This window comes from Gimesia panareensis (assembly GCF_007748155.1).
Taxonomy (GTDB): Bacteria; Planctomycetota; Planctomycetia; order Planctomycetales; family Planctomycetaceae; genus Gimesia; species Gimesia panareensis.
This window is the reverse complement of record NZ_CP037421.1, coordinates 430,024-442,214: the sequence shown is the minus strand read 5'-3', so window position 1 is coordinate 442,214 and position 12,191 is coordinate 430,024. Positions and strand designations below refer to the sequence as shown.

Sequence of the window (12,191 nt, the reverse complement as noted above, 5' to 3'; positions counted from 1 at the left end):
TGTTAGCTTTTTTAAGAAATAGCCCGGTTACCAGTTTTTACTGTGTTATTTGGCTCAAAAAGGCACTAGAATACGGTTTGTCTTAATTAATATCCTGCCATCACTTTACCAGCCTATCTACGGAGAAAGAGATTATGTCCGATTCCGTCAATCGTCGTACATTTCTAGGTCAGACAGCGGCCGCAACCGCTGCCAGCATCACCGCCCCGGCGATTCTGTCTGCCGCGAACAAAGCCCCCAGTGAGAAAGTCACGATCGGCATCATGGGCATGCAGCGCGGTCTGTCACTGGCCAAAACCTTCGGTGCCCTGGACGGGGTCGAAATCAAGTACGTCTGTGACACGGACGACACTCGTGCCGCCAAAGCTGCCACCACCGTTGAAAAAGCGACCAAAAAGGCGCCGCAGGCTATCGGCGATTTCCGCAAAATCCTCGATGATAAAGACGTGGACGCCCTGATCGTCGCGGCTCCCAACCACTGGCATGCTCCCGCGACCATCCTCGGCTGTTCGGCCGGCAAGCACGTTTATGTGGAAAAGCCCTGCTGCCACAATCCCAAAGAAGGGGAAATGATGGTGGAAGCAGCTCGCAAAAACAAACGGGCCGTCCAGATGGGAAGCCAGCGCCGCAGCAGTGCCTCCATCCAGGAAGGCATCCAGCAGCTTAAAGAAGGCATCATCGGCGATGTCCATCTGGCCCGCGCTTACTACTGGAGTGCCCGCGGTTCCATCGGACACGGCAAGCCGGCCGCTGTTCCCAACTACCTCAACTACGACCTCTGGCAGGGACCGGCTCCCCGTCAGAAATACGTGGACAACCTGATCCACTACAACTGGCACTGGTTCTGGAAATATGGTAACGGCGAACTGGGGAACAACGGCGTCCATTCGCTCGACCTCTGTCGCTGGGGTCTGGATGCCGAGTATCCCACCCGCGTTGTTTCCAGCGGCGGTCGGTACTTCTATGATGACGATCAGCAGACCCCCGACACGCACGTCGTCGCTTATGAATTTGATGGCGGCAAGCAGATCACCTGGCAGGGAACCAGCTGCAACCGTCACAAGAATGATTTCGTGATCTTCTTCGGCAGCAAAGGCAACCTGATCCTCGGAACCTCCGGCGGTTACACGGTTCTTGATGCCAAAGATAAGGAAGTCAAAAAGGTCGACGGCAACCAGGGCATGAGCGAACATGCTCAGAACTTTGTGGATGCCATCCGCAACAACGAGCCGCTGAACCTGAACGCTGAAATCGCCATCGGCAACAAGAGCACCCTGCTCTGCCACCTGGGTAATATCGCCCAACGGACCGGCCGTACCCTGCAGTGCGACACTTCCAACGGTCATATCATGGATGATAAAGATGCAATGACCTTCTGGGGACGCGAATACGAGCCCGGCTGGGAACCCAAAGTCTAATCATAGACTGAAGTTAAAACAAAAAGAGGGGAGCCGGCATCCAGTCGGCTCCCCTCTTTTTTTGGCGCGCGTCTCTGCCAAACAGACACAAAAAAACCTCCGACGAATTCCGTCGAAGGTTTTTTATTGAGTCTCTTCCTGGTGTCGTTACAAGCCCCTTACAGCTTGTCTGCCAGCTTCTTCGCAGCAGATTTAACCTGGCTCGGATTCGTCATCGAACCCAGCTTCTTGGCCTCCTCAGCCAGTTCCGGCTTGCCAGCCTGTTCCAGGCTTTCCGGAATACCAAAAAAGCTGCTGTCGATCACTCCCGATTCGGCAATACCGTTCAGGGTGGTCTTTACAGCGGACAGGTCCTGGGTCGGAGGGGCTTCCTCGTTGGCAGGAGATGTTTCACCAGTTCCTCCTCCACCCTCACCACAGCCTGTAAAAATTAAACTCAGTGCGAGACAGAATGGGCCCAACTTGGACATGGTGATCAACCTTTCTATAAATCATGTAATGTGACTGATGACAGATAATGTCTGATTATACTAAAAGAAAACAGCCCGGCAACGAAGATTGCCGGGCTGTGGAATCGTTATCGCGATGCGATTTCAGAAGGCGGACTACTCGTTAATGCTCACAGCAGCACCATCGGCGATACCACCGAGCTGCTGCCACTTCAGCGTGTCGATGTTATTCGACACGAAGTGGACCGAGCCATCTGCCATCAGCACATGAGCGCCACCGGTATGACGACTGCGAGCAGCCTGAGTTGAGGCAGCATCGCCTCCGGCATGACCACCGTTCCCGGTGCTGCAGTCTGGATTTGGTGAGTTCGGAGTGTTCCAGGTATTAAACCAGCATTCATCTCCCCGCATCCAGCGTGAACCACGATGGTAATAGAAGGCAGTCGCAGAATTACAGGCAGTACCATGCGTCTGCAGGGCTGACTGTGATGGGAATGTCGTACTGTTTCCACCACTGAAGGCCACGTTACGTTTGACGTCGCCATTGATGTTAAACTGGCCGCTGTTGTTGGTTCCCACAATCCGCTCACCCATGGCAACCACGTTTGAAGTTCCATCCAGAATGTCGGAAATGCGAGTCACCAGAGAATAACGTGCAAAACCAGCCTGTGACCCAACACTCACAGCCCAACCCATGCAGGGGCCGGCTGACACGTAATAGTTCAGGTGACCTTCACCGTAGTTGGTATAACGGGGATCAGAGGGACAACGGAAGACTCCGATACCTGCATTACGGTTATTGGTGTTCGGTGCTTCTTCACAGGAATACTGGAAGTTGAACTGGTTGTAGATATTGGCCTGATCCAGGAAAGGCAGCAGCATCGCCTGCTGGCTGAAGCCGGCCCAGGGCTTGATCCCGGGAGAACTGCCATGCAGATAGGCAGACAGGGTCAATTGACCAAAACAACCATGGGCTTCATGGTAATTGTGCAGAGCCAGCCCGAACTGTTTCAGGTTGTTCTTACACTGCGAACGACGGGCTGCTTCACGCGCCTGCTGTACTGCTGGCAGCAGCAGGGCAATCAAAATAGCGATAATCGCGATCACGACGAGCAACTCAATCAGCGTGAAGGCGCGTCTCCGTTGGAGGACTCTCATCAACACTCTCCTGCAGAATAATAGTTAAAATGAGCACTTTAAATAACGATGACTGGCATCATGAGCTATCCAGACGAAACACAGCTGTCTGGTGTGCCAGCTAAAGAGAAACGGGCAGGCCGTAAGGCCAACCTGTACCGTCTATTTTATGTTTTCTTAAAGATAAAACAATCTTTCCATAATAAAGTATCGGTCAAACCGTTGTAATTCAGACAAATTTTGGCTTACTTAACGTATTTAAGATTAGGGACTTGCGTACACATTTGCCTCAGCCAACTCGTCAGTGCCCTGCAAGCGGGATCAGAACAGAATACCAACACAACTGAACATACAGACCCATGGCGACTAATTCTGTACCGGTTCCAGAATCAGGTTGACCGCACTCCGATCCAAAGCGGAGAGCGTCTGACGAATACCTGAAGGCCAGTAAATATCTAATGATTCAATACTTACGTCTTTTGGCAACCCCCAGTGCACCAGCAGGTCATTGGCGGAAAGATAACTGCCTCCCCCTTTGACTTGCCTCGTCTGGTCCCCGGCGGAAGTATGCAGTACCAGACGTGCTCCCACCGCATCCCGATTGCTTTTCGTACCAATCAAACGGACACCAACCCAGTCACCATCGGTCTCTGTCTCATTTCTGAGAATTGCAGGCGGATCATAAAAATTGGAGATCACGACATCCAGGTTCCCATCCTGATTCAGGTCCGAAACCGCCAGCCCCCTGCCGGTATGAGGTTGTCCCAGATACGAGTCAACCGGGTAATCCAGCTGCAGGAAACGTCCCTTCTGGTTTTCCAGGTAGAGGGGCTTCTGTCGAAACGGCGAATGGGTCGAATAATAGGCCACATGTCCGTTGGCCACCATCACGTCCTCATCCCCGTCCAGGTCAAAGTCCGCACACGCCGTCCCGAAGCCGACAAACAGCGTCCCGATCGAAGTCACGCCGGTATCGTTACTCACATGTAGAAACTGGGCATCACCGTCATTCCGATACAGGGCAAACGCTTCCTTCTCGTAATTCGCCACCCACAGGTCAGGCAGACCGTCCTGGTTATAATCCATGATGTCCACGCCCATACTCCCGTTGGGAGTGGCACCATCATCGACCGCAGCGCCATTGATGATACCCACCTCTTCCAGCTTCCCTTTCCCGTCATTCAGGTACAGGAAATTTTCGACGGTATCATTACACACATAGACATCCAGATCGGCATCGTTATCCAGGTCCGCCAGCAGTACTCCCAGTCCCTTTCCTTCAGGAACCAGGCCTGCCTCCTGCGTGGCATCGTAGAACGTGCCATCCCCTTTGCTGTAAAAGACCATGTCTCTCACTCCCTTGAAGGAGTGCGGGGAGCAGACATCCGGCGTGCCCACCGTCAGTTCGCATTCTGGATGATTCTGAAAAGACCAGTCCGTATACTGCGTCAGATACAGGTCCAGCAGCCCATCCCCGTTGAGATCTCCCCAGCCGGCACTCGATCCCCAGAAACAGTTGCGCAGACCTGCCTCAACAGAGACCTCTTCAAAAGTACCGTCCCCCATATTCTTCCAGAGGATCGAACCGCCATATCCGGTCACCAGCAGATCGGAAAAGCCGTCGTTGTCATAGTCACCGACCGCACACCCATTGCTGTAGAACGCCGCCAGCTCCATTCCCGCCAGCTTCGTCTGATCCTCAAACTGAAAATCGCCCGTGTGCCGCAGCAAAAGGGAGGGATACCCCTTGGTGCTTTTCTTTTCAAACGTCCCGCCTCCAGGATAAAAAATGTCCTGCTGACCGTCTCGATCATAATCAAAGATCGCAGTCCCTCCACCCAGGGTTTCCAGTATCGCCAGCTCACCCGCTTCGCGACCGTTGCGGTAAGTAAAATCCATTTTCTGTTCCGGCCACACATCCTTAAACACGGGACGCACACCGTCCGCCGTCGTCGTTTCCTGCTCACTTTTTGCTGCGTTTTCCGGATTCGACGGAACCGATTCCCTCTCGGACCTGCAACCAGCGAACAACGTCAGCAGTACCAGGGAACTCCACCAGAACCGGGCTGAAATGCTCCGCTGTTCGGGCAGAGCGGCCTGGGTTTTCGGTCTAAGCAGTAACAGGGTTGTAATCGGATTTACGTTCATGGCTGACTCGACTGGACAGGTTCCCCGGTGGGTTGAGCCTGCTCTGATGTTGCTGTAGTTGATGAGTTCTGCGGACGCGGTGCCAGTTCCCGGGCCCGCTCACGATGCAGTTTGGCCAGGCGTTCAAAACTGGGTCCGCGGGAAAGATTCCGCTCATAATAGTCCGCCAGTTCCCGATGGGCGCCCCAGTGATTGGGCTGATAGGCGAGCACGCTGTTCAGCCAGACCACTCCCTGTTCCTCCGAAACATACTCCAGATACTTCCGACCGATCTCAAACCGCAGCTCTGCATCCCCCGGATTCTCCTGTACTCGATCCAGCAGCTTGGGAATTTCTGCCAGCACTTCATTGGTCTTCTTGACGACCTGCCCGAGCTCCCGGGCTTCTTCCTTCCGCCCCAGACGACTGTAGACCAGTACCAGTGAGTTCTTGATCCCCAGGTCGAGCGGATTCGCCTCTGCAGCCGGCTCCAGCCATTTGAGGGCCGCCTCATAATTTTTATCCGCCAGTTCCAGCTTCGCCATCTCCTGCTGCGGTGCCGATAACGCGGTCGCCTTATGATCGCCCAGCGCCTGGTAGGCTTTCTGCAGAGTTTCCGGTTCCTCTTTCAGCACCTGCGCAAGCAGCGCTTTCGCTTCTGCGTTCCGGTCCAGCAGTCGCAGGCAGCGGGCCACTCCCACCTGGGCGGGCCCCGGCTGATCGGTGTTGTCTACAGCCCGATGGTAATACTCGAGCGCGGCCTCGGTTTTCTTCAGCGTCAACTGAATGCGGCCCAGGCTGTAAGCCGCCGGAGCATATCCGGGATCTTTACGCAAAGCGGTCTCATATTCCGTGCCCGCTTCCTTCCAGGCCAGATTGTGCTCATACATTTTACCCCGCATGAAATTGGGTAGCGGATCGGTCGGAAAGTCCGCTTCCCAGAGCTGCAGAATCTGCAGGGCATCATCGAACTGATAGTTCAAAATGCAGCTGTTGACATAGGTTTCGCAGATATCCTGTATGCTCCCTTCCGGCTCGATCAGGATTTTACTTAAGTGCGCCTGCAAATCGGAATTGTCACCTACCTGCGCCTTGAGCAGCCACTGTTCCTGCTGAAATGCAGGCGTTGCTCCTGCCAGCTCGAAATACTGTTTCAGCGCTGTATAAGCTCCTTCCACGTCATGGGATTTGCGCAGCGCACGCGCCTTGAGCAGTGTGGTGCGCGGGTTGTCCGCCTCAAAGCGTTCCGCAGAGGCGATCCATGCCAGCGCCTGCTCCGGTTCCCGGGCCAGCAGATTCTTTTCCGCCCGCTGCTGACAGAAATCTATCCACAGCCCCTGCCCCCAGAAAGGCACACTGACCAGGATTCCCAGCAGGACCACTCCCACGACCAGCAGACGTTTTTTCCGCGCAGATGTCGTCGTGTTTGTGTCTGTCGAATCAGTCACCTGGGATCGCAATCGAGCACCGCATCTATCGCTTCATCAAAAAATAGAGGCACCGCGCCGCCTCTGCTTCAACCGGGAACGTAATTTTAGACCGCTACCGCCTGCTTTTCTTGTCTAAAAGCGGTAATCATACACAAAAATACCAATTCTGCAGCAGGAAATAACGGCTCTTTACTCTTACGCCGACAGAGGGATCGCTGTTGGATCAACCATACTGGTAGAAACCCCTACATTTGAAAGCTGAACCATTCCAACACAAAAGATCAGTACTCTTCGGGTACCATCCTTCTCGCAGTAGCATCCGTCTGCGGCTCGCTCTACACTGACAAAGAGAACCTTCCACGGAAAACAGATCACGCGAGAATCATCCATGAGATTAGCTGCACTTTTACTGAGCCTCTGTCTGCTGCCTGCCACTGTCGCAGCTGCGGAAATCGAGCGTATCTGGCTGACCTGCAATGCCCCTCAGCCCGATCGAATCGTGGTCAACTGGCAGAGCGATCAGCCCGGCGACTCGGTCGTGCACTTTGGACTCTCACCCGAGAAACTGCAAACCATCAGTCAGCCAGGCAACACCCGCCTGCATCATGTGGAGATTCCCCTGACGAAACAGGATACGGTCTACCACTACGCCGTACAGACCGGAAACAAAAAATCCTCCCTCGCAACCTTCAAAGCCTTTCCCACCGATGTCCTGCGGATTGCCGTCGCAGCGGACTGGCAGTCTCTGCCCGATCTGTCTCACCTCCGCAAAGATAATGTCCACCTGCTGCTCACCGCCGGGGATAACATCCGCAATCTCTGGCAGGCCTGCGGCCCCGGAAATCAGGACTGCATCAAACCGTACATGCAGCTCATCGGCAAATACCCGCAACTGTTCCGCTCGACGCCGTTTATGCCGGTGCTGGGCAATCACGACCGCGAGGCACATCCCCGCGGCAAACAACCTCCGGAGTACGCTGTCTACGATGTCGACGCCACCGCGTTTCGGAGTGTCTTCGCTTTACCCGATGACGAATGGAAGTGGCACTTCGACATCCCGGAATTCGACCTGCGATTGATCGCCCTCGATTTCAATCACACGTCCGATTTCGGCACGACCTGGCAGACCTGTCACCCGTTCGATCACGATTCCGCGCAATACAGATGGTACGCACAACTCACCCGTACCAACCCCGCTCACACCGTCACGCTGTATAACGAACGCAACGCAACGATGCGTGGTAAGCTCAAAGGAGACTGGCAGAAACTCTTTCAACGAGGAACACTCTGTATCACCGGCTTCGGCTATTTCGCCGAGCGGGCCGAGGTGGACGGCTTGACCTGTTACAACACCTCGCTCAGCGGCACAGGTACCAGGTATCCGGACCCGCATTCAAAATTCCTGGCCAGCCAGGACAGCTACCTGCTGCTTACCTGTGAGCGCAAAACAGGCGCAATGACAGCCGAGCTGAAAAACCTCAACGGCGAAGTGCTCGACCGCCAGACATTCACGCAGAAAACAAGAAACTGAGTCAGAACAGCAGGGTGTGATTTCAGTCTTGTGCGTCTTCTGTAACTGACCGCGTCTGGTGGACCTGTTGTTCCAGTTCCGGTATCGGATCAGGGACTGAGAAATACATGTCCTTACGCGGTGCTTCCACTTGATTCAGCTTATACCACTGACTGGGATGCATGGAGTGAGGCAGCAGCGAACAGCCGGAAGAAACCAGCGGAACAATCACCAGCATCAGCGAGAAAAACCGTGTTGAGAGAACCTTCATCACCATATTCCATTCTGAAAGAATTCAGTTGCCACTCTCAGACTGCTTCTGAAAATCCCGCTCCGGAATGTTGTCAGGCACTGAGAAGTAAGTATCCTGCCGCGGTGCCGGCTGCCGATTCAGTTTATGCCACTGACTGGGATGAAACGCGTGCGGTATCAGATCGCATCCGGTGGCAAACAGAGACAGGCTCGGAAGAATCACGATGAGGAGTGCTTTAGAGAGTACTTTCATTGAGAGAATCCCGTTTCTGGTTAAGAAGTGACAAAGACAGACGCGCATGCCGATACAGGCGAACGCCGGGTCCGTCTTTGAAAAAGTGTGTCGTAATTTTGAATTGAAATGGTTTGAGATTTGAGAGATGAGGGGCGGATTCTAGCCCGGGGACCGCAGTCTGCCAACCCCTGTTTCACAGGCAAAATCTGCCGCTCTGCTGCTCAGGCAGGCGTTTTCTGGCTGCGGATTTCCTGCAGCTGTAAATGCAGCCGGTCAATCTGTTCATGGACCAACTCAGTTTCCGGCATAAACCGGCTGCTGGCATAGGTTTGGTACCACTCAGCGATTTTCTGATCCGGGATGCGGCGGGAAAACTGCATCAACGTCTCCCCAGGCTGCCGTACCACCTGTTTCCGTGCCAGGAGGTGATCCATCTGGATCAGCAAACGATGTAACTCCTGAATATGTAACGGATTTTCGAGAAACTCGGCACGCGCTCGCAGCTGGCCGGACACCAGTCGGATGACCCAGCGGATCAGGAACCAGAGCACCACACCACCCGCCAGCAGCAGAAGTGGCAGCTGCGCCTCCGACATGGCCAGTATCCACTGTCCCTGCTGTATCGCCATTTTGAGTCGCGAAAACTGACCCATGACGGATTCCCAGTACTGACGCGTCGATCCGGGTGTAATAAACTCCGGCTGGCCCGCAAAGGGAGTCGACTCGACGGTCACCCAGCCCCGCGTTTCATCCCAGGCTTCGACCCAGGCATGAGCGTGCCGACTGCGGGCAACCCAGTACTGGTCATACTCATTCCGTTCGCGGACGACGTAACCCGTCACATAACGACAGGGAACTCCCGCCAGCCTGAGCAACACCGCCGTCCCCGAAGCAAAATACTCACAGTGTGCTGCCGGCTTTTCCAGCAGGAAATAAGTCAGCGCGTCTTCACCATAAGGCACGGAAATTCCCAGTTCATACTCATAAGTATTCTGAAAGTACGCCTGAATCCGCTGAATTTTTGCTGCGGATGTGTCACAGCCCGCAAAAACATCCTCAGCCAGTCGTTTGACCTCCGGGTGAATCTGATCGGGTAACTGCAATAATCGCTGCAGCGCGGCATCAGGTTCGGGACGTTGTGGCAACTGGTGCCGCGGATAAAAAATCGAATACGGAAAGCCACTGGCCATCGTGCGCGACGTGAGAACCTCCTGGCTGTCAAACTGGATACTGTCGGCGAAGGCATACACCAGGGGCGTATTCAACGGCGCAAAGACATGCCCCGGATCCTGCGACCAGACCTGGTACTCAATCCAATCAGACGACTTTGCCTGACCAAGCTGAAACCAGGTACCATTATCCGGAATGCTGGCATGCACCCCGGCTGGAGGGAGCGCGATGATCGGAACATTATGCGCCCCCACCTCGGAGTGCCACTCCGAATTGAGAAACTGCACAAACGCCCGACCGCGGAAATAGCCCGGCTCATCGGTCGACTTGACACGTAACCGGATCTGGTCGGCACCTTGATCAAAATGGGGCGTCATACTTCCCAGTCGCGAAATTGTGGAGAACCCGGCACGCGAAGCCAGCCCTGCCGTTCTGGGCTCGATCAGTCGATAATACAGCTGATCCAGTTCCCGTTCGTAACGATCCATGCCGGTTGCCGTCAACCAGCCCAGCAGCCAGATCGTAGCGAAGAAACAGGCACGAATCACATAGACCGGCCAGTGAGCACGCTCGGTCTCCCGAGGCACTCGCACCGCATGTCCGATCTGAAAAAACACGCCCGTCAGCAAAGCAAAACCGAACACCAGGACCTGGTAGTAGAGCCCCTTCGTTCCATGCACGAGGATATCACCAGTCAGAATGAAAACAATGATACCCAGTAACGGAAACGAGGCTGGCAGAAACGGCTCAAAATGACTGTCGAACAACTGCCGCAACTGCACCGTGATCACAAACTGCGCCGCCGCATAAGCCAGTGGAGTCCGGATCGCCAGTCGGTCCAGCGTAAAATCATGCTGATATAACACGTATTTCACGATAAACAGCATGGCCATGATACTGGTGATCCAGAAGACCTGCCGCCGGGAAAACGAATAGCGCAACACCGGAAAATACGACAAGGCGGAGAGCAGAATGACGCTGAACGAGAAAAACAACGTTTCCGACAGTATCGAAAAGGCTGCACACTCAAGGCTCAGCATCGTAAACGCGATCGTCCGCTGCGCATTCATATCGCTTCCACCTTCCCGCGTGCAATTTGATCAGGTGTGAAATGATATGCTTCGCCGAACTCATCCGAATTGTAAGGCATCGTCGTGGGACCATCGTGAATGATGATCGTCTTCAGACTGGCTCCCGAATCCAGCACGGCCCGCGCCATCTTCTCCCGCTGTTTGTCCCAGTCCAGAAACAGACAGACGGCCGTCGAGACATTCGACAGTTCTTCAAACACCGCAGGTCCGATGGTCTCAAACGGGTCAACGGGGCAACGATCGACGCAGGAGAGAATTTCCAGCACGTTCTCAAAATGGGCCGTATGCCGACCGGCTCGAAAAACATACAACTCCGGCCCCGCTGCAAACAGGTCAATCAGGTACTCCCCCCGCGCCAGGGCATCTGCAATCGAGGCCGTCAGACTGATGCCCGCTTCCAGCACATTCATCGACTGCGCAGCCCGCGTGCCCGGCTGCGAGCGCTGCCCCAGGGCTTTCAGCTTTCTGATCAGCCAGGGATCGGGAGGCATATAAGTATCCAGAATCAACGCAATCCGGCAGTAATACTCTTCCTGGTATTCGCGGACCACCGGTTTCCCCAGTCGGGCCCAGGAGCGAAAGTCGAGTCTGCGGGCCGGTTCGCCCGGCACATATTCCCGGTTGCCCACATATTCGGGTGATTCACCCACGTTGGATGTCAGCGCAATTCCGCCCGGCTGAAATTTACTGCCCACCGGTAAATCCACGCTGGTCAGTTTATGAAAAGAGGGTAAGACCAGCAGCGATTTGCCCGGCAGTGCGGCACTCCCCGATCGGTTCAGGTGAAAGGGAAACAGCGTATGCACACCCAGTTTCGGCAGCGCATAAAAACCGCGCTGCGGAGCATCGATCGTTACAGTTACCTCGGCAGATTCACCCCGGGGCAGGTAATTCAGGGTCTCATCCCGGTCGAGCTGAGTCAGCGGTTTCTCCAGCCAGCGAAAGGCGACCGCCATGTCATACACGGGCAGCCAGCCCGTGTTCGTTACGGTAAAGTGCCCCACCGCAGGCTGACCGGCGGTCGTCTGGGCCGGAAAATCCCCCTTGAGTTCACACCGGGGCCGAAAGAACCAGGAAGCCAGACCGTCGATCAGAATCAATGCCATCAGAATGCTGAACAGGTTGTAGATCGGCACCGAGACCGAAATCGTTCCAATACCCGACAGGAAAAATCCGAACAACAGAATCTTGCCGGGATAGGTCACCCGGTAATACCAGTAGTGCTTGTGCATCCGCACCAGCAGCAGCCGGTTGGCAAAGGAATCTTTCTTGCGAATCGTAGGTGAATAAGGATCGTATTCCGAAACGTGCATGACTGATTCTACATTTCCTGTCTGCAGGATCAGGAAACGACTGCCTCCCGCTCCTGCAA

10 protein-coding genes are annotated in these 12,191 nt (G+C 54.7%); 2 read left to right on the top strand and 8 right to left on the bottom strand.

Features of this window, described 5'->3' with window-relative positions:
- The first annotated feature begins 134 nt into the window (after positions 1-134).
- On the top strand, positions 135-1,418 hold the full coding sequence (locus tag Enr10x_RS01690) for a Gfo/Idh/MocA family protein (protein ID WP_145103385.1): 1,284 nt from the start codon (positions 135-137) through the stop codon (positions 1,416-1,418).
- A gap of 158 nt (positions 1,419-1,576) precedes the next feature.
- Here the strand turns inward: Enr10x_RS01690 and Enr10x_RS01685 are convergent, their stop codons facing one another.
- The 4 genes from Enr10x_RS01685 to Enr10x_RS01670 all read right to left on the bottom strand — a co-directional run bounded on the left by Enr10x_RS01685 (position 1,577) and on the right by Enr10x_RS01670 (position 6,579).
- Positions 1,577-1,888 carry a hypothetical protein gene (locus tag Enr10x_RS01685; RefSeq protein ID WP_145103382.1) on the bottom strand — a complete coding sequence of 104 codons (312 nt, stop codon included), beginning with the start codon at positions 1,886-1,888 and terminating at the stop codon, positions 1,577-1,579.
- A 135-nt stretch (positions 1,889-2,023) separates the two neighbouring features.
- The gene (locus tag Enr10x_RS01680) at positions 2,024-3,025 is read right to left on the bottom strand and encodes a DUF1559 domain-containing protein (protein ID WP_145103379.1); all 1,002 of its coding nucleotides are present in this window, start codon (positions 3,023-3,025) and stop codon (positions 2,024-2,026) included.
- Positions 3,026-3,370: 345 nt separating this feature from the next.
- On the bottom strand, positions 3,371-5,152 hold the full coding sequence (locus Enr10x_RS01675) for a CRTAC1 family protein (RefSeq protein ID WP_145447961.1): 1,782 nt from the start codon (positions 5,150-5,152) through the stop codon (positions 3,371-3,373).
- The gene (locus Enr10x_RS01670; protein ID WP_145447960.1) at positions 5,149-6,579 is read right to left on the bottom strand and encodes a tetratricopeptide repeat protein; all 1,431 of its coding nucleotides are present in this window, start codon (positions 6,577-6,579) and stop codon (positions 5,149-5,151) included. Before Enr10x_RS01670 ends, Enr10x_RS01675 begins: the two co-directional genes overlap by 4 nt.
- A gap of 370 nt (positions 6,580-6,949) precedes the next feature.
- Between Enr10x_RS01670 and Enr10x_RS01665 the strand changes: the two genes are divergently transcribed.
- A complete protein-coding gene (locus Enr10x_RS01665) occupies positions 6,950-8,092 on the top strand; it encodes a metallophosphoesterase (protein ID WP_145447959.1) in 1,143 nt (380 codons plus the stop codon).
- Between the two features lie 22 nt (positions 8,093-8,114).
- On the opposite strand, the gene Enr10x_RS01660 is transcribed toward Enr10x_RS01665, so the two are convergent.
- The 4 genes from Enr10x_RS01660 to Enr10x_RS01645 form a co-directional block, all read right to left on the bottom strand.
- Complete coding sequence (locus Enr10x_RS01660) at positions 8,115-8,342, bottom strand: hypothetical protein (RefSeq protein WP_145447958.1); 228 nt, start codon at positions 8,340-8,342, stop codon at positions 8,115-8,117.
- 24 nt (positions 8,343-8,366) lie between these two features.
- Entirely contained in the window at positions 8,367-8,576 is a 210-nt protein-coding gene (locus tag Enr10x_RS01655; RefSeq protein WP_145447957.1) for a hypothetical protein, read from the bottom strand.
- A 203-nt stretch (positions 8,577-8,779) separates the two neighbouring features.
- Complete coding sequence (locus tag Enr10x_RS01650; protein WP_145103364.1) at positions 8,780-10,798, bottom strand: transglutaminase-like domain-containing protein; 2,019 nt, start codon at positions 10,796-10,798, stop codon at positions 8,780-8,782.
- Positions 10,795-12,132 carry a DUF58 domain-containing protein gene (locus tag Enr10x_RS01645; RefSeq protein WP_145103362.1) on the bottom strand — a complete coding sequence of 446 codons (1,338 nt, stop codon included), beginning with the start codon at positions 12,130-12,132 and terminating at the stop codon, positions 10,795-10,797. Before Enr10x_RS01645 ends, Enr10x_RS01650 begins: the two co-directional genes overlap by 4 nt.
- Positions 12,133-12,191: the final 59 nt, after the last annotated feature.

Coding starts and splice junctions, on each gene's coding strand:
- Enr10x_RS01690 (WP_145103385.1), top strand. CDS start 135: ATGTCCGATTCCGTCAATCGTCGTACATTTCTAGGTCAGACAGCGGCC.
- Enr10x_RS01685 (WP_145103382.1), bottom strand. CDS start 1,888: ATGTCCAAGTTGGGCCCATTCTGTCTCGCACTGAGTTTAATTTTTACA.
- Enr10x_RS01680 (WP_145103379.1), bottom strand. CDS start 3,025: ATGAGAGTCCTCCAACGGAGACGCGCCTTCACGCTGATTGAGTTGCTC.
- Enr10x_RS01675 (WP_145447961.1), bottom strand. CDS start 5,152: ATGAACGTAAATCCGATTACAACCCTGTTACTGCTTAGACCGAAAACC.
- Enr10x_RS01665 (WP_145447959.1), top strand. CDS start 6,950: ATGAGATTAGCTGCACTTTTACTGAGCCTCTGTCTGCTGCCTGCCACT.
- Enr10x_RS01660 (WP_145447958.1), bottom strand. CDS start 8,342: ATGAAGGTTCTCTCAACACGGTTTTTCTCGCTGATGCTGGTGATTGTT.
- Enr10x_RS01655 (WP_145447957.1), bottom strand. CDS start 8,576: ATGAAAGTACTCTCTAAAGCACTCCTCATCGTGATTCTTCCGAGCCTG.
- Enr10x_RS01650 (WP_145103364.1), bottom strand. CDS start 10,798: ATGAATGCGCAGCGGACGATCGCGTTTACGATGCTGAGCCTTGAGTGT.
- Enr10x_RS01645 (WP_145103362.1), bottom strand. CDS start 12,132: ATGCACGTTTCGGAATACGATCCTTATTCACCTACGATTCGCAAGAAA.